Source organism: Lactonifactor sp. BIOML-A5 (assembly GCF_009677585.1).
Taxonomy (GTDB): Bacteria; Bacillota; Clostridia; order Lachnospirales; family Lachnospiraceae; genus Lactonifactor.
Genome location: NZ_WKYV01000018.1, coordinates 19,884 through 42,194, shown reverse-complemented (window position 1 = coordinate 42,194; position 22,311 = coordinate 19,884). Strand labels below are relative to the sequence as shown.

General features: G+C 47.2%; 23 protein-coding genes and 1 riboswitch. Of the genes, 7 read left to right on the top strand and 16 right to left on the bottom strand.

All coding sequences use genetic code 11. The annotated features are described in order from the left end of the window. Nucleotides 1–29 precede the first annotated feature (29 nt). Nucleotides 30–800 (bottom strand): AIM24 family protein, encoded by a 771-nt coding sequence (locus GKG41_RS14710; protein ID WP_154259910.1) that lies wholly within the window; start codon nucleotides 798–800, stop codon nucleotides 30–32. A gap of 206 nt (nucleotides 801–1,006) precedes the next feature. Here GKG41_RS14710 and GKG41_RS14705 point away from each other — a divergent pair, with 206 nt between their 5' ends. The 3 genes from GKG41_RS14705 (at nucleotide 1,007) to GKG41_RS14695 (ending at nucleotide 2,736) form a co-directional block, all read left to right on the top strand. After that, the gene (locus GKG41_RS14705) at nucleotides 1,007–1,567 is read left to right on the top strand and encodes a TetR/AcrR family transcriptional regulator (RefSeq protein ID WP_154259908.1); all 561 of its coding nucleotides are present in this window, start codon (nucleotides 1,007–1,009) and stop codon (nucleotides 1,565–1,567) included. Between the two features lie 66 nt (nucleotides 1,568–1,633). Beyond that, nucleotides 1,634–2,071, top strand: a complete 438-nt coding sequence (locus tag GKG41_RS14700) for a hypothetical protein (protein ID WP_154259906.1) — start codon at nucleotides 1,634–1,636, stop codon at nucleotides 2,069–2,071. Continuing rightward, a complete protein-coding gene (locus GKG41_RS14695) occupies nucleotides 2,068–2,736 on the top strand; it encodes a hypothetical protein (RefSeq protein WP_154259903.1) in 669 nt (222 codons plus the stop codon). Before GKG41_RS14700 ends, GKG41_RS14695 begins: the two co-directional genes overlap by 4 nt. Nucleotides 2,737–2,772: 36 nt before the next feature. Here the strand turns inward: GKG41_RS14695 and GKG41_RS14690 are convergent, their stop codons facing one another. The 15 genes from GKG41_RS14690 to hemA all read right to left on the bottom strand — a co-directional run bounded on the left by GKG41_RS14690 (nucleotide 2,773) and on the right by hemA (nucleotide 18,158). Beyond that, on the bottom strand, nucleotides 2,773–3,069 hold the full coding sequence (locus GKG41_RS14690) for a DUF1062 domain-containing protein (protein WP_154259901.1): 297 nt from the start codon (nucleotides 3,067–3,069) through the stop codon (nucleotides 2,773–2,775). Beyond that, the gene (locus GKG41_RS14685) at nucleotides 3,066–3,347 is read right to left on the bottom strand and encodes a CD3324 family protein (RefSeq protein WP_154259898.1); all 282 of its coding nucleotides are present in this window, start codon (nucleotides 3,345–3,347) and stop codon (nucleotides 3,066–3,068) included. Before GKG41_RS14685 ends, GKG41_RS14690 begins: the two co-directional genes overlap by 4 nt. 597 nt (nucleotides 3,348–3,944) lie before the next feature. Next, nucleotides 3,945–4,127, bottom strand: a complete 183-nt coding sequence (locus GKG41_RS14680; protein ID WP_154259895.1) for a DUF6472 family protein — start codon at nucleotides 4,125–4,127, stop codon at nucleotides 3,945–3,947. Nucleotides 4,128–4,144: 17 nt separating this feature from the next. Continuing rightward, complete coding sequence (locus GKG41_RS14675; RefSeq protein WP_154259892.1) at nucleotides 4,145–4,732, bottom strand: putative ABC transporter permease; 588 nt, start codon at nucleotides 4,730–4,732, stop codon at nucleotides 4,145–4,147. A 127-nt stretch (nucleotides 4,733–4,859) separates the two neighbouring features. Next, nucleotides 4,860–6,395: a cardiolipin synthase gene (cls, locus tag GKG41_RS14670; protein WP_154259890.1), complete on the bottom strand. Its 1,536-nt coding sequence runs from the start codon at nucleotides 6,393–6,395 to the stop codon at nucleotides 4,860–4,862. Between the two features lie 60 nt (nucleotides 6,396–6,455). Then, nucleotides 6,456–6,632 carry a 30S ribosomal protein S21 gene (gene rpsU / locus GKG41_RS14665; RefSeq protein ID WP_004222305.1) on the bottom strand — a complete coding sequence of 59 codons (177 nt, stop codon included), beginning with the start codon at nucleotides 6,630–6,632 and terminating at the stop codon, nucleotides 6,456–6,458. 135 nt (nucleotides 6,633–6,767) lie between these two features. Continuing rightward, nucleotides 6,768–9,431 (bottom strand): alanine--tRNA ligase, encoded by a 2,664-nt coding sequence (alaS, locus tag GKG41_RS14660; protein ID WP_154259887.1) that lies wholly within the window; start codon nucleotides 9,429–9,431, stop codon nucleotides 6,768–6,770. 86 nt (nucleotides 9,432–9,517) lie between these two features. Beyond that, nucleotides 9,518–10,006 carry a ribonuclease HI gene (gene rnhA, locus GKG41_RS14655; protein ID WP_154259885.1) on the bottom strand — a complete coding sequence of 163 codons (489 nt, stop codon included), beginning with the start codon at nucleotides 10,004–10,006 and terminating at the stop codon, nucleotides 9,518–9,520. Then, on the bottom strand, nucleotides 10,000–11,715 hold the full coding sequence (locus tag GKG41_RS14650; protein WP_154259882.1) for a DNA mismatch repair protein MutS: 1,716 nt from the start codon (nucleotides 11,713–11,715) through the stop codon (nucleotides 10,000–10,002). The genes rnhA and GKG41_RS14650 overlap by 7 nt, the downstream gene beginning before the upstream one ends. 77 nt (nucleotides 11,716–11,792) lie before the next feature. Then, a complete protein-coding gene (gene hemL / locus GKG41_RS14645; RefSeq protein WP_154259880.1) occupies nucleotides 11,793–13,064 on the bottom strand; it encodes a glutamate-1-semialdehyde 2,1-aminomutase in 1,272 nt (423 codons plus the stop codon). Beyond that, entirely contained in the window at nucleotides 13,064–14,047 is a 984-nt protein-coding gene (hemB, locus tag GKG41_RS14640; RefSeq protein WP_154259877.1) for a porphobilinogen synthase, read from the bottom strand. Before hemB ends, hemL begins: the two co-directional genes overlap by 1 nt. A 4-nt stretch (nucleotides 14,048–14,051) precedes the next feature. After that, nucleotides 14,052–15,566: a uroporphyrinogen-III C-methyltransferase gene (gene cobA / locus GKG41_RS14635; protein WP_154259875.1), complete on the bottom strand. Its 1,515-nt coding sequence runs from the start codon at nucleotides 15,564–15,566 to the stop codon at nucleotides 14,052–14,054. Beyond that, nucleotides 15,567–16,463, bottom strand: coding sequence for a hydroxymethylbilane synthase (hemC, locus tag GKG41_RS14630; protein ID WP_154259873.1), 897 nt, complete (start codon nucleotides 16,461–16,463; stop codon nucleotides 15,567–15,569). After that, entirely contained in the window at nucleotides 16,460–16,936 is a 477-nt protein-coding gene (locus GKG41_RS14625; protein WP_154259870.1) for a bifunctional precorrin-2 dehydrogenase/sirohydrochlorin ferrochelatase, read from the bottom strand. The genes hemC and GKG41_RS14625 overlap by 4 nt, the downstream gene beginning before the upstream one ends. After that, on the bottom strand, nucleotides 16,929–18,158 hold the full coding sequence (gene hemA / locus GKG41_RS14620) for a glutamyl-tRNA reductase (RefSeq protein WP_154259867.1): 1,230 nt from the start codon (nucleotides 18,156–18,158) through the stop codon (nucleotides 16,929–16,931). The genes GKG41_RS14625 and hemA overlap by 8 nt, the downstream gene beginning before the upstream one ends. A gap of 225 nt (nucleotides 18,159–18,383) precedes the next feature. Next, nucleotides 18,384–18,565, top strand: a riboswitch (cobalamin riboswitch). A 176-nt stretch (nucleotides 18,566–18,741) separates the two neighbouring features. Here hemA and GKG41_RS14615 point away from each other — a divergent pair. Genes GKG41_RS14615 through GKG41_RS23930 form a run of 4 tightly spaced genes read left to right on the top strand, consistent with a single transcriptional unit; the run spans nucleotide 18,742 to nucleotide 22,277 of the window. Then, a complete protein-coding gene (locus tag GKG41_RS14615; RefSeq protein WP_072853531.1) occupies nucleotides 18,742–19,500 on the top strand; it encodes an energy-coupling factor ABC transporter permease in 759 nt (252 codons plus the stop codon). After that, a complete protein-coding gene (locus tag GKG41_RS14610) occupies nucleotides 19,493–19,810 on the top strand; it encodes a cobalt transport protein CbiN (RefSeq protein WP_072853529.1) in 318 nt (105 codons plus the stop codon). The genes GKG41_RS14615 and GKG41_RS14610 overlap by 8 nt, the downstream gene beginning before the upstream one ends. Nucleotides 19,811–19,836: 26 nt before the next feature. Next, the gene (cbiQ, locus tag GKG41_RS14605; RefSeq protein ID WP_154259865.1) at nucleotides 19,837–20,610 is read left to right on the top strand and encodes a cobalt ECF transporter T component CbiQ; all 774 of its coding nucleotides are present in this window, start codon (nucleotides 19,837–19,839) and stop codon (nucleotides 20,608–20,610) included. Next, nucleotides 20,607–22,277, top strand: a complete 1,671-nt coding sequence (locus GKG41_RS23930; RefSeq protein ID WP_154259863.1) for a sirohydrochlorin cobaltochelatase — start codon at nucleotides 20,607–20,609, stop codon at nucleotides 22,275–22,277. Before cbiQ ends, GKG41_RS23930 begins: the two co-directional genes overlap by 4 nt. Nucleotides 22,278–22,311 lie beyond the last annotated feature (34 nt).

The following is a 22,311-nucleotide window of genomic DNA, read 5'->3' as shown; positions in this document are numbered from 1 at the left end:
AGACGTGCAGGGCCTTCTTCACTTATTCATTAGGCAATTCCCTTTTCTACCGGCGCAAGCAGGACTTTTCCGGTACCCCGGTATACATTCACCAGTCCTTCCCCGGATGCTGCCGATCCAACCAGTGTTTTTCCGGAACGCTCTACGGTAAAGTCCAGGCTGCCGCTCCAGGCAATGGCCATATTACCGTCCACCTTTAAGACATCATTTTCCAATGCAATCTCAACCAGCTCCTCCCTGGGACAGGACGATTCCAGGCAAAGTACTCCGCTCCCGCTGATTCCCAGGTTAAACAATCCCTCACCCCCGGCAACTGCAGAGGATACATTAGAGCGCATCACTGCTTTATGCTTCAGTTTGGCGTCACAGGCCAGAAAGAGCCCGTCATCCAGAACCACGGAGCCATTCCAGTCCTGAAGATCCAACAAGAGTATATGCCGGTATGTAGGCTCCAGAACTAGAATACCATCTCCTGTATACTCTGGCTTGATGGCGGATTCTCCGGTCACCTTGCCCCGCACCGCCTTACCGAACAGGTCACCTACGCCTTTGATGCCTGTGGTAGCATTGACATTTCCCACCATCCACTGCATAGCACCCGCCTGCAGAGTAATATTTGCTCTGCTGAGATCGCAGACCACCTGTCGTTTACGTACATTCATTGCATTGCAGAAATAAGCAGTCTGCGCGTCACTGGGCATAACGCTTAGATCCCGCTCATATTCAATTACTGTAAAGGGTCCAAGAGACGCCAGTGTCTTAATGTCATCATTGTCAGTAAAATTGGAAATATGAAACATAATCTTCTACCTCCCGGTCGTTTCTTCCATGCTCGGTAATTTCACAGAGAACGGCTGAATTCTAACTTATAGTAACAGTCAAATTAAGTATACAGGAAACCTGACGGATTGGCAAGGTATGCAGTAAGACAGAGAATAAGAAAAAGCGTCTTGACAAACAAGAGAGAAAGGCATATAATGAACACTGTTCATATGGAGGTGAAGACTTGAATAAAAACGTTACTTCCAAAGAAGAGCTTGTTGCTGCCGCTTTGGAAATCGCCCGGGAAGAGGGAGTTCATAAAGTCAGCATCCGAAATATAGCACATAAGTGTTCTATTTCTGTGGGAGTACTGTACAATTATTTTCCCACCAAAGCTGATTTGATTTTTGCGGTCGTGTCCCATTTTTGGGAAATGAGCAGTTCCATGTTACAGGATATTCATGTAAAAGACTGCTGTTTTACAAAGTATGTGGAACAGTTTTACTATCAGATGAATGTCAGTCTGTCTAATTTTCAGAGGGAATGGCTGACACAGATGGAGACCATGGCACCAGAAGACAAGGAACGGGGAAAAGAACTGGAACTTCAATGTTTCAGACATCTGAAGTCTCTGCTGTTGCAGGTACTCTCTTCAGATCCGTCAATCCCTGCAACAGTCTGGTCAGAGGAATATCCGAAGGATGAATTTATAGATTTTGTATTTTGGCATATGGTCCAGATGCTGAGGACAGGTCAAAAGGACTGTACCTTTTTTGTAAAAACCCTGCAGCGGATCCTGTACTGATACTCTCATAAGGATCCGCTGTTATAATCGTCAATATGAACATTGTTCATCAAAAGGAGGCAGTGTATGATACACAAAAAATTTTTACTTTTAATTGCCGGCTTAGTCTGGCTTGGAGCAGGAATTAATATCTTCCGAATCGGCGTGACAGCCAGAGTTCCTGTCTGGAATCTGTGGATGATTGTCACAAGCTTTACAATACTTTTGCTGTTCCACTTTCTTGTATTTCGAAGAATGGTTAAAAAGCATACCCGGAGAATCCATGGCTATCTGGAATCCCGGCAGCCCTTCTACCGTTTTTTCAACAAGCAGTCTTATGGTATTATGGCTTTCATGATGACGTTTGGCATCGGTCTTCGCGTTTCAGGCATCGTATCTGATACATTTATTGCCGTATTTTATACCGGACTGGGGACTTCCCTGCTGCTTGCGGGAGTCAGCTTTATTTTTCAGTTTGCAAGATATCCGCACCCGGCATTAACGAAAGGAGAGATTTCACAATGATATTAGGGGAAACTATATTTGACATTGTTTATTTGATTACAGTAATCACAATTGGGGGAAAGATGATGCAGTCATCGCCCCGGAAAAGCCAATACTGGCTCTTTGGATTGATGGCCGTTATATTAGGATGCGGGGATGCTTTTCATCTGGTTCCCAGAGTCTGGGCAATGCATACCGTAGGGCTGGACGCAGCTTTCGCCCCTCTGGGGTTTGGGCAGGCAGTAACCTCCATTACAATGACCATATTTTACGTACTCCTCTATCATATCTGGGAGATACGTTACCGGCAGACTCCCGTATCCTCTCTGCGCATTACAGTCTACGTACTGGCCTTCCTGAGAATCCTGCTGTGTCTCTTCCCTCAAAACCGTTGGATGAGTCCCGACGCGCCACTGAGCTGGGGCATCTACCGAAACATTCCATTCTCAATACTTGGAGTGATTGTTTTAGTTCTGTTCTACAAAAAGGCAAAGGAAACTCATGATCAGGCATTCCGTTTTATGTGGCTTGCCATTGCCATCAGCTTTGCCTGCTACCTGCCGGTGGTACTTTTAGCCGGCAAGATACCGCCCATCGGCGCACTGATGATCCCAAAAACTTGTGCGTATGTCTGGATGGTCTGGATGGGGTATTCGGCATTGAAAAACAGTTCCACTTCAAAGTAGCACAAAGCCGGATAGCACACTATCCGGCTTACCATCCTACCTGAATTCAGCTTTATTCCTCGTCAAAAAATTTATATCCTTTCCATATCTGGCAGCAAGACTAAAATCATTTTCCATAAATAATGTATACTCTGCGGGCGTTATTTTTGAGGCTTTTATCCTTTCGTAAATTGTTAAATTCCAGGTATGTTTGCATTTTTTACATCTGTATATAAGCCATACATCTACTTTATTACCGTTTGCATTTACTCTGAATTTCCCTGAATTAATGAACTCCTGCGTTTTTTTGCATCCCCCACAGTGATGATACACCTTTAGAGAAGACACTTTCATGGGGCAGCCTCATCCGTAAAGATAGTAGTTCGTATGATTCTTTGGATGCTTTTTTCTGATAAGGAATATTCATTGGCAAGTTTTTTTATGGAAAACCCTATGCTATGCTTTTTGCATATTTCATGATTTCGTATTTCATAATACTGCTTTGTCTTGGTCTGGCTTCCCCAGATCTTTTTCTCTTTACATGGGATGTATATACTTTCTCCGCTTACATATTGCTGAATAGATTCTATTAATTCTTTGGGCAGAATATCCTCTGCTCTAACATAGCTCATTGTAATCCTCCTGTTACTATGGGGATTCATCTGAGCTTAACGATTCGTATTTATTTTAAACTCAGACTACTGAGCCATAACATATCTATTTCTCATATACCTGCTCCTTTCAGTATTTTCACATTTATTGTATATTCTCCGGCAAAGTATTACAACCTCATTCTCACTTATAAACAAACTCGTTCCTCGTTCTACAAAAACCTCCCCCTGAGCTTTCCCATACTCAGGTGATAGGATGCTCTTGGCGGTGGGCTGGCTGGTTCGGACGGGAGGGAGGCTTAAGTTCCGCGGACGATTCCGCAGGAGTGACTAGAGAGTCTTAGACAAAGCCGGGATTCCCGCAGGAGATTTTTTCGGCAGTCAGGGCCGAAAAAAAGTGAGCATGGGCAGAGAATGCACATAAAGCATTCTTTGACCATACGAACGGTGCTCCGGCGGGAATTCCGGTTTTGTCTTAGACTCTCTTCGCGACGGAGGTGTCCGCGGGACTTAAGCCTCCCTCCCGTCCGAACCAGCCAGCCCACCGCCAAGAGCATCCTATCACCGTCCCCTCACAACTAAAAAAGGACCGCCACTCAAAGCAGTCCTTCTCCTATCCTACATCTGTCTCCGAACAATCCGGTATTCATCCTGATACTGAAAATAAGGACAGTTCCCAAACGTCCCTTTTAAAAACCGGAGCATTTCATCCTCATCTAAATCCATCTCCCAAACATAATATCCATATTCTTCGTCATATACATAATTCCCGCAGCATTCGCAGTTTGCCTTCTTTGTCATAATCGGCAGTCCCTCTCTTACCTCTGGCAGAATTCCCTTATAGAGTCTTTTAATTCTCCGAAACTTCCCGGGAGTACATCTCTCTTTGCATTGTACAGGCTATGTATAAAATCAATAATAAAACCTGCCAGTACGATGGAGCCTACCACTCTTCCCACGGAAAAGGGATAGCTGTTTACGATTGCTTCCACGCCCCGCTGCAGAAAAACGAATAGCAATACCGTATAAAAGCCCCAAACAATGCTGCTCTCCAGGCAGAGGATACCTTTGTAGTTGTAAGGCTTTTCCGAGTAATCCCACCAGACTTCTCCGAAAACGGAGAGCATCAGCTGGGCGGTCAGATATTCCAGCGCTGTAGGTATGGCGCATCCAAGGACGTAGAGGAGAAAATAATCACCTGAGAAAGGTCTCAGCAGAAAATAGACGGTTAATGCCCCCACGCCGTAGATAGGGCAGATAGGACCTTTCACAAACCCCCTGTTAGTCAGTTTTTTATTGCATACAGACATGTAGATAGATTCTACAATCCAACCAAGTATACTATAAATCAGGAACCAGTGAACGATATGATATAAGTCCGTATTAAATAAAGTTCTTGTCCACATAAAACTACTCCCTTCTATCTAAAAATGCAGACGGTGTTAGTTTACCTGGTCATTTTATCATAGACCTCCGTAAAATACCAGCAATCCATCTGCAAATTAAAGAAATGTTAAAATTTCGTTAAGATCATCACAGCATCGGCGCAAACAGCCGCAGTATACTCTGCATTCCCCGAACAACAATATTTCTGTTCCTGCAGAATTCCAGTGTGATCTCTTTACACTTTGGCAGCATACCGAGCATATCCATCTTAATCTGCATAATGGCATTGCTCTTATACATCCAGGTACCGCATTCAAAGTGGAGATAAAGACTTCTGTAATCCATATTTACGGTTCCCACTGCGCCTACCTCGTCGTCACACACAAATGATTTTGCGTGAAGAAATCCGGGGGTATATTCGTAAATTTTTACCCCTGCTTCCAGCAGCTGTTCATAGTAGGACTGGGTCAGCAGAAATACCATTTTTTTATCTGGAATACCAGGAGTCAGAATCGTCACCTCTACACCGCTCTTCGATGCCAGACACAGAGCTGTCATCATTTCATTGTCTATAATCAGATACGGGGTACAGATATAAATATATTTTTTCGCCCGGTTGATAATATTCAGATAGACATTCTCCCCCACAATCTCTTCGTCCAGAGGTGTGTCACTGTAGGGCTGGACAAACCCGTCGCTGGCAAAGGGGCCCGGATGATACACGTGAGGCTCATACTCCTTAAAGTCACACTTCATTTTCGTAATCACACACCACATCTGCAGAAACATAACCGTGAAGTTCCATACCGCCTCGCCCTTCAGCATAATTCCTGTGTCTTTCCAGTGGCCGAATCTGTCCTTTTCATTGATATACTCGTCGGCCAGGTTAATACCCCCTGTAAAGCCCGTATGCCCATCTATTACCAATATTTTTCTGTGGTCCCTGTTATTCAGTATGATATTCAGAATGGGCCGCAAAGGGTTAAAGGAAGCGCACTTGATACCCTTTGACTGAAGCTGTTTATAAAAGTGATAGGGAAGTGTGGTTGCACAGCCCATGTCATCGTATATCAATCTGACATCCACTCCCTCTTTCGCTTTTCTCTCCAGGATCTCAAGAACCGTCTGCCACATACGGCCGTCATTTATAATAAAATACTCCAGGAAAATAAAGTGCTGCGCCTTCTCTAATTCCTCGATCATCGCTGGGAACATATCGTCTCCCACGGAATAGTATTCAGTAATTGTATTTTTATAAACGGGAAAGCCCGCATGATCTCTGATATACTGAGACTGGTTGGAGATGCCTTTGTCCTCTTCCTCCAGTTCGGCGCGGACCTCAGGATCCTCCTGAATCAGATCGGATATGCGGTTTAAAACATACTGAAATTCCCTGGACATTTTTTTTGCAATTCTGGACTTACCAAACAGAAAATAGATGGTTACCCCGAAAAAGGGGATGGTCAGAATCAGTATCGTCCAGGCTAATTTATAAGAAGGATTGATTTTTTTGTTTACAATCCACAATACCAAAAACAGACTTAAAATTGAAATAATTCTTGCCACATGGGTAGAGATTGCACTGATCCCCCAGACCAGAGCGGCAATCCACGCCAATTCCAGCAGAATGGCCAGAGCTACTACGAATATCCGGCTAAAAACTAGTTTGATTAATTTCTTCATACCCGCACCGTTCCTCTGTAAAAAAGTCCCTGGCAACAAGCCAAGGACTTTTACTGCACATTAATTATATTTACGTTTTCTAGCGGCTTCAGATTTTTTCTTACGGCGAACGCTTGGTTTTTCGTAATGTTCTCTCTTACGAATCTCCTGCTGAATGCCGGCTTTGGCACAACTACGCTTAAATCTGCGTAAAGCGCTATCCAAAGTCTCGTTCTCTTTTACGATAACATTTGACATAGTCTCACACCTAACCTCCCTCCAGTTGTAGATTGTGCATAATACAACTGTCTGGGTATTTTTTACTGCACAAAAATATTATAGCAGATTTTTCCCATTCGTCAACCTGTTTCGAAGTTTTTTTTTATTTTTTCTTTAATTTAGCTGCTCTCTCAGCAGATTTGCTGCTGTCTCAAGCGCTTCCGGCACTTTTTCAGGGTTTTTGCCCCCGGCCTGTGCCATATTTGGACGGCCTCCGCCGCCTCCGCCGACAACGGCTGCAGTTCCCTTAATCAGGTTGCCCGCATGAGCCCCTTTGTCCATAGCTCCCTGGGTTGCCATAGCTAAGAGGCTTACCTTGCCGCCCATAGTGGACGCCAAAATTACGACGCCTTCTCCCAGCTTCTCTTTTAACTGATCGCCCAGGTCCCGCAGGCCGTTCATATCTACATCTTCCACTGCCACAGCCAGAAGCTTTACGCCATTAATGTCCTGCACCTGGCTCATAACATCGCCTACGGCGTCCTGTGCCAGCCTGCTCTTCAGAGACTCATTCTCACTGTGAAGAGTCTTTATCTCAGCCTGCAGGTGGCCAATTTTTTCTGAAACCTCACCCGGAGTTGTCCGGAGCATAGCCGCGGCATCTTTCAGCTTTTCTTCAATTTTTTTATAATACGCAAAAACACTGTCGCCGGTCAGTGCCTCGATTCGGCGCACACCTGCGGCAATACCAGCCTCTGAAATGATTTTGAACGTAGTAATGGCGCTTGTATTTGGCACGTGGGTTCCGCCGCAGAGCTCCCTGGAATAGTCCCCCATGGATACCACTCTGACGTCATCGCCGTATTTTTCTCCGAACAGAGCCACAGCCCCTGTTTTTTTCGCGTCTTCCAGGCTCATAATCTGTGTTTCCACCGGAAGTGCCTTCTGGATCTCTTCATTTACGATTGCTTCTGCTTTATCCAGTTCTTCCTGGGTCATAGCCTGGAAGTGAGCAAAATCGAAACGGAGTCTGTCGGGGGTTACCAGAGAACCTTTCTGCTCTACGTGAGCTCCCAGCACAGTTTTCAGCGCTTTCTGAAGTAGATGGGTGGCGCTGTGATTCTTACAAGTATTGGCTCTCCCCTTGGGAGATACTCTGAGGGTTACTTTATCTCCTGTCTTAATCATCCCTTTGACGATATGACCCACATGGCCCACTTTGTCTCCAAGCAGTTTGATGGTATCCTCTACCTGGAAGATGGTATCTCCAACTGTAATGGTACCGGTATCACCTTCCTGGCCGCCCATGGTTGCATAGAAAGGAGTTTCTTTTACAAAGATTGTCCCCTTCTGGCCGTCTGTCAGGGCATCTGTAAGCTCCGCCTCTGTGGTGAGAACAGTTACCTCTGATTCGTATTCTAATTTATCATATCCCACAAATACGGTGGTGACGGTAGGATCAATGCTGTCATATACGGTCGCGTCAGCCCCCATATAGTTGGTTACTTCCCTGGCGTTTCTGGCCTTCTGACGCTGTTCTTCCATTGCTTCCCGGAATCCTTCTTCGTCTATGGTATAATTCTTTTCCTCCAGGATTTCCTTTGTCAAATCAATGGGGAATCCATAGGTATCGTATAATTTGAATGCATCTTCCCCGGACAGTTCCCTGGTTCCTTCTGCCTGCATCTTATCTACTAATTCTCCAAGAATACGAAGCCCCTGATCAATGGTTTTATTAAACTGCTCTTCTTCCTGGTTCAGGACTTTAAAGATAAAATCTCTTTTTTCCTCCAGCTCCGGATATCCGTCCTTGGATTCTTCGATGACGGTGGCGCTTAATTTTGCAAGGAAACGGCCTTCGATTCCAAGGAGACGGCCATGGCGGGCCGCCCGGCGGATCAGACGGCGCAGGACGTAGCCTCGTCCCTCGTTTGTAGGCATAATTCCGTCAGAGATCATAAAAGTCGTGGAACGGATATGGTCAGTAATCAGACGAATAGAGACATCCTGCTCTTCATTCTCCTTATAGGTCACCTTGGCAATCTCACAGACCTTGTTCCGCAGGGCTTCTATGGTATCTATATCGAAGATAGAATCCACCTCCTGCACCACCACTGCAAGACGCTCCAGCCCCATACCGGTGTCAATATTCTTATAATCCAGCTCTGTATAATTTCCGTTTCCGTCATTGTCAAACTGGGTAAATACGTTATTCCACACTTCCATATACCGATCGCAGTCGCAGCCTACGGTACAGTCTGGTTTTCCGCAGCCGAACTTCTCCCCGCGATCGTAATAAACTTCGGAACAGGGACCGCAGGGACCTGCCCCATGCTCCCAGAAATTATCTTCCTTTCCAAAGCGGAAGATGCGCTCGGGTGCGATTCCGATATCTTTATTCCAGATCTCAAAGGCTTCTTCATCATCCAGGTAGATAGAGGGATAGAGGCGATCCGGTTCCAGGCCGATCACTTCCGTAAGAAATTCCCAAGTCCACGCGATGGACTCTTTTTTAAAATAATCTCCAAAGGAAAAATTGCCCAGCATTTCAAAGAATGTACCGTGGCGGGCTGTCTTTCCTACTATCTCAATATCTCCAGTGCGGATACACTTCTGGCAGGTTGTCACTCTTTTTCTCGGCGGAACCTCAGCTCCTGTAAAGTACGGCTTTAAGGGAGCCATACCAGAATTGATCAAAAGCAGACTCTTGTCATTGTGAGGCACCAGAGAAAAACTCTTCATTGCCAAATGTCCTTTGCTCTCAAAAAATTCTAAAAACATTTTACGAAGTTCATTTACTCCATATTTCTGCACGTTGTTATTACCTCCTGTTTTCATCCTTGGTCCTTTTTTCGGAGTTCTATATGAATCATATCCTGTCGGACGCAATATTTTCTGTCGTTAATCATATCATAGGATAACGCCTATTTCAAGCCAAATTCTTGCACCGTGTCTTCGATGAGATCCCCGGAATCAGCGGCCTGGGTGGCCAAAAAGTCACATCTCTCATTCTCCTCATGGCCGTTGTGGCCTTTGACCCAGATGAATGTTACCTGGTGAGGCTCCTTTGCTTTTAACAGCCGTTTCCAAAGGTCCACATTTTTTACGGGTTCATTCTTTCCCCGTTTCCAGCCCTTTTTCAGCCAGCTGTCAACCCAGTGCTGATTGAAGGCATCCACCAGGTATTTGGAATCTGAATACAGTTCCACCCGGCAGGGACGGTTCAGCGCCTCCAGGCCTGCAATGGCAGCCATCAGCTCCATCCGGTTATTGGTGGTTCGCTTATATCCCTGGGAGTATTCCCGCTTGTGAAGCTGTCCCTTACTGTCTGTATAGTGAAGGACTGTCCCGTATCCTCCCGGCCCGTCAGGGTTTCCTCTGGCGGATCCGTCTGTATATATTTTTACTAACATTGCCCCTCCTCTTTTTTCACAGGAGCCCAGGCTCCCTTTTTCTCAAAAATTTCAGCCGCCCGTTTGGCGTTCTCTATTATCTTTTGGTCATAGCCTATCATCTCAAGAAGCCGGATGGCATTTCTGGTGGTGGCCCGGCCCTTTTTCAGCAGATAGTTGAAGACTACATCGTGCTCCTTGACCTCTTCTTCAAAATGATAATTTGTGTACAGCGATTTTAGCATATAGGACAGCTCAATGTCATGAGTTGCCGCGAAGGAAAGGACGTGATCCCGGCACAGAGCTGCCAGAATATTGGAGGATGCAGCGATTCTCTCAATGGTATTCGTTCCCCTCAGCACCTCGTCAATCACACAGAGCAGCGGTGTAGTCTCCCGGGTGGCTTCTAAAATCCGGTTCAGGGACTTGATTTCCACAATATAATAGCTCTCACCGCTCTGCAGGTCATCCCTGAGTGCCATAGAAGTCATTACCCGCAGATAGCAGCTTTTGTATTCTGTGGCTACACACAGTCCAATCGTCTGTGCCAGGATGGCATTCACGGCAACGTTCTTCAAAAACGTTGATTTCCCGGAGGCATTGGAGCCGGTAACCAGGGTTCCTCCTGCTACGGAAATACTGTTGGCAACCGGTTCTTTGATGAGAGGATGATACAGATTTGTCACCTCCATGGCGGCACGCTTCCCCGGCTCTTCAAACTGGGGGATACAGGTATAGGGCATAGCCTCCCGGAAAGAGGCCAAGGCGATGCAGCTGTCCAGAAACCCAAACGTCTCCATCAGTGTTTCCACCGCTCCAAAGTGTTTCTGAAGTTCTTTGAGCATACTGTTAAACTTTATCATGTCTACATGAAAGATCATGCGGATATAGTCCAGAATAATCGTTTCCAGACCGCCGCCCGCGTCACTTCTGTTCATTACAAGCCCCGCGCCTCTGCTGAACTGCCCAAGTTCATTTCTGGCCCTTTTTATCCGCTCCAGATACTCCGACAGCTCCGGCATAGGAAGCTTAGAGGTTTCTTTTGCCGCTTCCAGGAGTCTCATAATGCTCCGGATGCAGGACAGATAGGTCTCGATCTCCTGTTTGCTGAAAAGATACTGAATCACATTAAAAACCATCATGCCCAGCATGAGAAAGACTCCATATTTTGGGATGACAATCATAACCAGAATACTAAGGATCATCAAAAGCGCACAGGCGATGTGCTTTCTTCTTTTATGTTCTTTGGCATCTGTGAGTACATACAGGGAATCTGACAGCGAGACCGTGGGAAGACGCTTGAGATTTCCCAGAAGAAGCTGCAGGCGCACTCTCTCTTCCTGATGTCCCCTGAAATAATCTGCCAGGCGCTGCCGTTCCTGTAAGTTCTCCGGCGCAAATTCCGGTTTTCTCAGCATATAGTAAAGATAATCTTCCCCCAGAGATGACATGGTCTGGTTTATTAGCATAAAGATTCTGTCCAGATCCAGATCGTTCCAGGTAATATCATCCAGAAAAAAGCCGCTTTCCCTGCTTTCCCGGCGCATGAAATAATGGGATATGGAGTCCAGTAGATCCCTGGAATACTCTTTTTTTGGTATATTCCCCCACATTTCTTTTATTTTATCTCTGACTTGCCCTCTCTGCCTTTTGTTCTCTCTGGCCATCACAGTAATCACAGTGATGAACAGACAGAGAATCAGTCCCGCAAATACAAATTGTTCTTCCATTTTCTGCCTCCTCTCTGCCGGTAAAATCACTTGGGGACGGGAGAATACCATTCCTCCCGTCCCCTAAAGGGAATCTGTCAGAAAAACCTTCTGACTGCCTCTAATGTTGCTTGTATATCTTCCTCTGTGTGGGCATCTGACAGGAACATGGCTTCGAACTGAGCCGGCGCCAGATGAATGCCCGAACGCAGCATATGTTTGAAATACTCTGCATACGCCTTTGTATCTGCAGTCTTTGCAGATGCATAGTCTGTGACAGGCTCTCTTGTAAAGAATACACATCCCAGGGAACCAATATAGTTCATGACACAGGGAGCCCCCTTTTCTTTCAGAATCTCACGGATGCCGCCGTACAGTTTTTCTCCCTTATCTCTTAAGTTTGTATAGATTTCCGGATGTTCATACAAAATTTTCAGTTGTGTCAGCCCTGCTGCCATGGCCACAGGATTGCCGCTCAGCGTACCTGCCTGGTATACCGGACCAACAGGGGATACCATCTCCATGATTTCTCTTCTTCCCCCGTAGGCTCCCACAGGCATGCCTGCACCTATGATTTTGCCGTATGTGGTCAGATCCGGTGTCACATGAAAATATCCTGCAGCCCCTTCAAAGGCCAGACGGAATCCTGTGATTACCTCATCAAAAATCAGCAGCGCTTTGTGCTCATCGCAAAGCCTGCGAAGTCCCTGGAGAAATCCCTCTGCGGGAGGCACCACTCCCATATTGGCGCCCACCGGTTCCACAATTACTGCGGCTACCTGATCCCGGCATTCATTCATCAGTGCCTCCACACTGGACAGATCGTTGTAGATGGCAAGCATGGTATCCTCTGTACATCCTTTCGGCACACCGGCACTGTCTGGAACGCCGCTGGCCATAACCCCTGAGCCTGCGCTCACCAGCATCGCATCGCTGTGGCCGTGATAACAGCCTGCGAATTTAATGATTTTATTCTTTCCGGTATATCCTCTGGCAGTGCGAATTGCGCTCATCACCGCTTCTGTACCGGAGTTTACCATTCGGATCATATCAATGGTGGGGATATGCTCACAGATAAATTCCGCCATATCCACTTCTACTTCTGTGGCACATCCAAAGCTTAAGCCGTTTTCACAAGCCTTGATCACACTCTCTTTGACCGCCTCATTGTTGTGCCCTAAAATCATAGGCCCCCAGGAGTCGATGAAATCAATATAAGAATTGCCGTCCGCGTCAAATATACGGCTTCCCACCGCTCCCTGTATAAAGCGCGGGGTCTCTCCGATGGCCCCGTAGGCGCGCACAGGGCTGTTCACTCCTCCGGGAATATAGTTAACCGCTCTCTGAAATAATTCCTGTGATCTTGTCATTATCCAATTCTCCCTTCGGCCATATATCCGGCCAGTTCTTTTGCAAAATACGTAAGATAGATATCCGCCCCAGCCCGGTAAGTGCTGACCGCCATCTCACAGATAATCTTAGCCTCATCTATATATCCCATCTTAGCCGCAGCCTTTACCATAGCATATTCCCCGCTCACACTGTAGGCAGCGATGGGAAGATTGATTTCCTTAGATACCTCTGAGATAACATCCAGATAAGAAAGCGCCGGTTTTACCATAATAATATCAGCGCCCTCATCCACGTCCATAAGCGCTTCTTTCATTCCCTCTTTTCTGTTATGGAAATCCATCTGATAGCTTTTCCTGTCCCCGAAAGACGGCGCTGAACCCGCGGCGTCTCTGAATGGTCCGTAGAAGGCAGAGGCATATTTCACTGCATAGGACATGATAGGGGTCTCCTTGAAGCCATTGCCGTCCAGACATCTCCTGAGCGCAAGGATACGGCCGTCCATCATATCAGAAGGCGCAACCATATCAGCTCCGGCCTGCACATGGGACAGCGCAGTTTTTGCCAGAAGTTCAAGTGTGGCATCGTTTTCAACATCCTGACCGCAGAGCACACCGCAGTGGCCGTGGGACGTGTACTCACACATACATACATCCGTAATATAATAGAGACCGGGGAACTGTTTTTTCCCTTCCCTGAGTGCGCGCTGAACAATTCCATCCTCTGCATATGCCTGACTTCCCATCTCATCCTTATGGGCGGGAATTCCAAATAACATCAGGTTTTCCACCCCGGCTTTGGTGAGACGCTCCAGCTCATAGGGCAGCCGGTCCACGCTGAATCGATACTGTCCCGGCATCGATGGGATTTCTTCCTCAATGTTTTCCCCGTCTATTACGAACAGCGGATAGATCAGAGAGCTTTTATCCATTCTGGTCTCCCTGACCATTTTTCGGATTGCCTCATTTCCTCTTAATCTTCTTGGTCGTTTAATCATCTCCATGTTTTCAGCACCCCTTTTTCATCTTTAAGTTTATAACCAAATCAATTACACTGTCAATGGTGGCCTTCTCTGCCATATAGGTCTGCATTCCGTAGCGGTCCGCTGCTGCTTTTGTCTGCTTTCCGATGCAGGCAGCCGTAACCCGGCTGTAGTCCAGACCCGGCGTTGCCTCCGCGAATCCTTTTACCGTGGAGGCGCTGGTAAACACAGCACAGTCAATGGAACCCATCTCAAATTCTTTCTTCTCATCAATAATCTCGGAGGTTTCATACAGGGTATCATACGTTGGAATATCATCGATGACCAGGTTCTGTTTTTTCTCCAGTTCCTCCAGGATCTCATGATTTCCAATTTTAGCCCTGGGAATCAGGATATGCTCCCCTCCCCGGCAGGCCTCTGCCAGGGCAGCCCCAAGAGAAGCCCCGTCGTATACCTCCGGCATTAGATCCACAAACAGTCCCCGTTCCTCCAGCTCTCTCTTTGTTCCTGTCCCGATGGCGGCAATCTTTACTCTGCTGAGAGCGCGGATATCCATCCTGGCCTTTTTCATCTCCTGAAAGAAAACCTTTACGCCGGTGGGGCTGGTAAAAGCAATCCAGTCGTAAGTGTCCATGCGCGCAAATGCACGGATGAGAAGTTCCTGATTCTCCAGCGCTTCTGTCCGTATGGCGGGAAGTTCTAGCACCTCCGCGCCTTTTCTGCGGAGTCTGGCAGCCATGGAAGAGATAAGATCTCTGGGCCTGGTTACCAGGACCTTGAATCCAAAAAGCGGGAGTTCCTCATACCAGGCAAACTTTTCTGCCAACTCGCACACCCGGCCCACTACAATAATTGCCGGTGTCTCTATTCCCTGCCTGTCTACCTCCTGCTTCAGGGTAGATACCGTGGCAACAATCCGTTTTTGCCCTGCGGTGGTACCCTTTTGAAGAATTGCCGCCGGCATCTGAGGGTCTATCCCTGCGCCGAGAAGACTGCTGCAGATATCTGCCAGGGCTGTAACCCCCATAAGAAATACCAGAGTTCCTCCGGTGCGCACCAATGCCTCAAAATCAATGTCATAGCTTTCTCCCGCTTTTTTGTGGCCTGTGATAATATGCAGGGAAGAGCAGTAGTCCCTGTGGGTGACAGGTATTCCATTATAGGCCGGAACCGATAGGGGGGAGGTGACTCCGGGAACCACTTCGTAGGGGATTCCATGTTCCCTTAAAAGTTCCAGTTCTTCTCCTCCGCGCCCGAAGAGGAAGGGATCCCCGCCCTTCAGACGCACCACCCGGTATCCTTTTTTAGCCTCATCCAGAAGCACCTGATTAATCTGCCACTGAGGCATGGTGTGGTGCCCCGCCCGTTTTCCCACATTAATACATCTGGCGGTATCCGGAATCATGGAAAGAACTCCCTGGCCCACCAGGCTGTCATAGACCACTACCTCAGCGTTTTTTAAGGTTTCCATCCCTTTTACCGTAAAGAGCCCGATGTCTCCCGGTCCTGCTCCAACTAACCATACTTTGCCTGCTGTCATTTACTGTGTACCTCCTGTCTGTTCCTTCAGGGTTCTTGCCAGTGCAATTCCCAGTTCTTCCGCGTGTTCGGCCGAATCCTCCATTCTGCCTTTTCTGTATGTATTTGTCTCTTCACAGTAATACAGACCTGTGAGCGTTATTCTCCCTTCTTTTACCACCCCATGTGCTGCAATCGGGGAAGAGCACCCGCCGTCCAGATACCGCACAAATGCCCGTTCCGCAAGCGCCGCGCAGGTGGCTTCCGAATCCCGGTACCCGTCCAGATAGGAATAATCCTCCTCCGCACGGCCCTGGACTGCAAGAATCCCCTGGCCGGCCGCAGGGATCATCTCCTCAGGTTCAAAATACCGGCTGATTCTGTCCTCAAGCCCCAGTCTCTTTACCCCTGCTGCCGCCAGAACCAGTGCCCCGTATTCCCCCGAGTCTAGTTTGGAAAGCCTGGTAATAACATTTCCCCGGATACTTTTGCAGGGAATATCCGGGAATAATTCCTTCAGCTGAAGGGTTCTTCTCTGGCTGGAGCACCCGATGGGCTTCCCCTCCGGAATCTCTGTCTCTCCCACCGGAAGAATCAGGACATCCCTGGGATCTTCCCTTTTGGAAAACGCCACAATAGGCAGTTCCTCCGGAATCTCCATAGGCATATCCTTCAGACTGTGCACAGACAGGTCGCTTCGTCCCTCCATCAAGGCTTTGTCCAGTTCTTTTACAAATAAACCTTTACCGCCGATTTTGTCCAGTGTGCGGTCCAGAATAATATCTCCTGTAGTTTTCATGGTGAGAAGACTCACCTCAGCCTGGGGGTACGCTTCCTTCACATACTCTATTACCATTTCGCTCTGAATGACAGCAAGCTTGCTCTCTCTGCTGCCCACAACGATCCTTTTTTTACTCATACCTTCTCCTCTTCCCGTAAAAATGCGGCGATATCCTCCCGCATTTTTCTCGCCTTTTTATGATCCTTTCCGCTGGCGCTGACGCCTATCACAATCTCATCCCTCTGGACGATTCCCGGAAAATAAAAATCACATTTCTGTTTATCACTGATTACATTGACCGGAATGCCCATACATTTGCAGACACTGTAAATCTCATTATTTACCTGTTCCCGGTCTGTGGCTGCTATGACAATACAGGCATCATATAAATCCTCTCTTTCGTACTCTCTGGCCTCATACTGGATCATCCCTTTTTCTGCCATTTCTGCCACTGCTGCCTCCGCCCTGGGGGCAATCACCTGTATCTCCCCGGCAAAAGGGAGCAGGGTTTGAATCCTTCGAGCCGCTATTTTTCCTGCTCCGACCACAAGGATTTTCTTTTCCGACAGATCTACAAACATGGGGAAATATGGTTTTTCCTGATTAATCATCGTACACCTTCTCCAATCCTGCCACACACTCCAAAAAGGCTTCCTTTTCAAGCGTGTCCCGCAGTCCGAATATCATTTTGTTCACCACTTTGCCCGCCGCCGTATCAATAGTATGCAAAAGCTTTTCCCTGTCTTTTTCCTCCATAGGAGTTTTATTCAGAATCTTCAGAATACGGAGATTCAGATCCTGCACCGCATCTGCCTTAATCTCCTGAATCCTCGGAATCAGATCCCGACCTTCCAGCCAGGAATAAAATTCCTCCATCTGTGTGTTCAGAATCTCTCCCGCCTGTTCCAGACTCTGGGAAAGCTCCTCCGGCGTTCCCTCCATACGGAAGCTGTCCATATCATATAGTGTAATCTCAGGGAGTTCCCCTACCGACGGCTCCACATCCCTCGGCACCGCCAGATCAATAATCCGCAGATCTGCGGGCAGCACTGCCTCCTGAAACAATTCTTTTTTTAACGTATAATTAGGGCTTGCCGTAGCGCTGACCACCAGATCACACTGGGGAAGATAGTCCATTCTCTCTCCATAGTTAATCCGGGCACAGCCCTGGGGAATACTTACAATACCGCTGCGGTACTGACGGACCGTTACCGTCACGTATGCACCTGCTTCCCGAAGCGCCTGAGCCGCAACTTTCCCCATCTCTCCGTTGCCGATTACCATACAAGTTTTGTCCTGAAGGCGGAATCCCTCATCCTCCAGCATGGTAATGGCCTGATGAATCACAGAGGAATTCCCTCTGGAGAATGTTACATCTGTCTTCACCTTTTTTCCCGCCGTTACAGCCATCCGGAAGAGCACCTCCAGCACACTGTCTGTAGTGAAGTTCTCTCTGGCCAGAGCCAGCGCGTCCTTTACCTGAGTCAGAATCTGATCTTCTCCCAAAATCTGTGATTTCAGACCGCAGGTCAGGTAAAAGAGATGTTCTACCGCTTCTTTCTCCTTACGCTCCACAAAATACTCTCTGTACTTACCAGACTCTGCTCCCTTTAACTCCAAGAGGCAGTCGTACAGGGAACCGTCCCAGTCCTCCACGGTGCTGGCCCAAATCTCCATGCGGTTGCAGGTAGATAAAATAATGCAGCCCAGGATTCCTTCTTTTTCCCTGAGTACTTCCAGCGCCTCAGCAGTATTCTTTTTGGTAAATGAAAAAAGGGCACGCACATCCAGTAAGGCTCGGTTGTGGTCAATACCCAGCATACATATTCCCATAGTATATCCTTCTCCTGATTCTCTTATTGTGTCAATCTTTTTTCATAATAGCATATGAGTGAGAAAAATCAAATAGAAATTTGTAAAGGCCAGCCAATGAGGGTACTGGGGTGGAAAAGAATGGGTCATAGTTATTGACAAATTACTATCGAAAGTATAGAATGACAATAGGTCCGCAGATCTGACAATGCCAGATTCAGATCTTCGGTATGCGGAGTATTCCGCTAAAATTGAGTGTGATATGGTCCTGAGCAATCGGGTTAATAGGAAAGTGAGTAAAAGCTCACACGGTCACGCCGCTGTATGGGACGAGTTGAATTTCATTTATGTCACTGGGATAACTGGGAAGGCGAAATTCAATGAAGACCCCCTAAGTCAGAAGACCTGCCTGTCACAAGCGATTTGCACTTTAGTTACGAACGATGGCTGAGTGTAAGAACGGTTCTTATCCGTCAGGGGCCAGCCCCTATCAAGACCGGAATCTGTTCTCAGACGCTCAGTAGTATATGCTACTGGGCTTTTCTTTTACTCTTGAACCACGTTACAGTAATGTCACAACAACTTGAGAAAAGGAGAAAGAAAAATGACAAGTAAGCAAAAAAAAGTTGTAACACTGGCTGCCGCATTTGCCCTCTGCTTTGGTATCACACCGGTGGTAAGTGCTATGCACATTATGGAAGGCTATCTTCCGGCAACATTCTGTATCGCATGGGGAGTGATCTGCGTTCCCTTTGTAATTGCGGGATTCTTTTCCATTCGAAAGACTTTGAGGGAAAACAGAAGGGCTCTGACGATTCTGGCTATGTCCGGCGCTTTTGTGTTTGTTATCTCTTCCTTGAAGATTCCGTCTGTTACCGGGAGCTGTTCCCATATGACAGGCACCGGCCTGGGCGCTATCCTGTTCGGCCCGTCCGCAGTCAGCATTCTGGGGATCATTGTACTGCTCTTCCAGGCAATTCTGCTGGCACACGGAGGACTCACGACCCTGGGAGCCAATACATTCTCCATGGCAATCGCCGGACCTTTTGTATCTTACGGCATCTACAAGCTCTGCCAGAAGTTAAATGTAAACCGGAAAGTATCTATTTTCCTGGCTGCCTGCCTGGGTGATTTGTTTACATATTGCGTTACCAGCATACAGCTGGCTGTGGCATATCCCTCTGAACAGGGCGGTATCGCTGCCTCTGCAGTAAAGTTCCTGGGTATCTTCGCACCAACCCAAATGCCTCTCGCAGTGATCGAGGGAATTCTGACCGTAATCATTATGATTGGTCTGGAATCATTTGCACTGCCGGAGCTGAAGTCTATCGGATTTATCAAGGAGGGAAAAGCTCATGAGTAAAAACACAAAAACCGTTGTCATCCTGCTGATTGTGGCGGCACTCATCGCCATTGTACCTTTATTTGCATTAAAGGGTGCTGAGTTTGGAGGTTCCGACGATGCGGGAAGTCAGATGATTGAAGAGATTCACGGAGAATACGAACCTTGGTTTACACCTGTGCTGGAGAGTATGCTGGGAGGCGAGCTCCCCGGTGAAGTAGAGAGTCTTATCTTCTGCCTTCAGACCGGAATCGGCGTGGGCATCCTGTCTTTCTTTATGGGACGGTTTGTAGAGAGGAAAAAGCTGCAGAAGGAATTGGGCAGACAATAACCCACTGACGAGAAAGGAATTTTATCATGATTGTCATAGATAAGCTTTGCTATTATTCGAAATTACGGTACGTAAATGCAAGCGAAAAATTCATATATTCTATTATCACGCTGCTTTTCTGCGTTGTCAGCCGTTCGATTGCTGTGGCACTTCTGGTATTATTGGCAAATGGGATTCTCACTGTTAAGAAAGGGGGGATCCCACTTTCTCGTTATCGGAAACTTCTCATGATTCCTCTGGCATTTTTATTCTTAAGTACACTTGCCATTATTGTAAATATATCCAGGACTCCCCTGGACGCGTTCGCTCTTTCCGTAGGAAGCTATTATATAACAGGCAGCCGGGCATCTCTGGCATTTGCCGTGCAGCTCATAGCAACAGCTCTCGCCAGTGTCTCCTGCCTGTACTTTCTCTCCTTGAACACTCCTATGACAGACATTCTTCTCGTACTGCGAAAAATACACTGTCCGGAGCTGGTGATTGAGCTGATGATGCTGATCTACCGCTTTATCTTTGTTTTAATGGAGATATCCTCTGCTATCTCCACCGCTCAGGATTCCCGCCTGGGTAATAAAGACTTTAAAACGTCGCTGAAATCCTTCGGGGCATTGGCTTCCGTTCTTCTTATCCGGGCCATGAAAAAATCCAATGCCCTGTACGATGCCATGGAATCCAGATGCTATGACGGCAAACTCAGAGTTCTGAACGAAAATTATCCGCCGAAAGCCAACGAAATAATATATATTGTATTGTTTGAATGCTTCCTGCTCGGCGTTACGATATGGAGATTACATATATGAATGATATTATTCTGAAAGCAGAAGACCTGTACTTTTCTTATGATGATGAAAATACCCACTCTTTAAACGGTCTCTCCCTTGAGATCCGGCGGGGAAAGAAAGTGGCATTTATGGGTGCCAACGGCTCCGGAAAGTCCACCTTCTTTCTCTGCTGCAATGGGATTAACCGCCCTGCGAAGGGTAAATTGTACCTGAACGGAGAACCTTTTGATTACTCACGTGAGGGGCTTTTAAAGCTCCGGAGCAAGGTGGGAATTATCTTTCAGGACCCGGACAATCAGCTTTTTTCCGCCAGTGTCTACCAGGAAATCTCTTTTGGGATCCTGAACCTTGGAGTTTCAGAGGAGGAAGCCAAAAAAGAAGTAGAGAATGTGATTGACTACCTGGAGATTACTCCCTTCCGGCACAAACCAACCCATGCGCTGAGCGGCGGCCAGAAAAAACAGGTCTCTATCGCCGATATTCTTGTGATGCACCCGGAAGTCATTATTTTAGATGAGCCGGCAGCCGCTTTGGATCCCAGGCATACCACCATGGTAAATAAGATTGTAAATCAGCTGACGGAAAATGGAATCACCGTCTTAATGGCCACCCACGATGTAAATTATGCCCTGGAATGGGCCGATGAAATCGCCCTGTTTCACGAGGGTAAAGTCCTGATACATGGTTCGCCTCTGGAGGTCTTTACCAACCACACTGCACTGGCCATGACTAACCTGGAACAGCCGGCTGTACTGCAGCTGTTTGAGAGTCTATGTAAGAAAGGAATCTTAAAACCCTCTCTTCCCCTTCCCAGAGATCTGAAAACACTGGAAGGCTACATAGAAAATATAAATGAAAAAACATTTTACGGAGGAAGCCGCCTTATGAACCGCGAAACCAACAAAGCAATTTTAGTCGTCAGCTTCGGCACCAGCTATGAAGAGACAAGAAAAGTAACCATTGATGCCATTGAAGCCGACATCGCCCAAGCCTTCCCGGACCATAAAATTTACCGGGCATGGACCAGTAAAATGATACTTGCAAAGCTGGCCAAACGGGACAACCTCATAATTCCAAATGTAAAGGAAGCCATGGAGCTTATGAGAAAAGACGGGATTACGGATGTCATTGTCCAGCCCACCCACGTAATCAATGGAATTGAAAATGACCTGATGAAGGAGGATGCACTCTCCTATCAGGAAGACTTCCACACTATCACTTTCGGTACACCACTCCTGACCGCAGAGGAAGATAACCTTGCAGTAATTCAGTCCATTGTGGACGAATTCTCTGCGCTTCCGGAAGATGAGGTGCTGGTACTGATGGGGCACGGGACCACTCATTATTCCAACGCAATCTATGCGGCCCTGGACTATCAGTTTAAAGACCACGGATACAAAAACTTCTTTTTAGGCACCGTAGAGGCTTACCCGTCCATGGAAAGCCTTCTTCGAATGGTGAAAGAATACCAGCCCCAAAAGGTAGTACTGGCTCCGTTTATGATTGTGGCAGGGGACCATGCCAGAAATGATATGGCAAGCGACGATCCTGAATCCTGGCGCTGTCAGTTTGAAAAGGCTGGCTTTACAGTCTCCTCTGTCCTGAAAGGCCTTGGGGAATACCCCGGGATCCGCCAGCTCTTCATCCGTCATGTGAAAGATGCCATGGCTTTGCAGACAATATAGAACAAATATAAAGGATAGGAAGGAAGGTATGTTT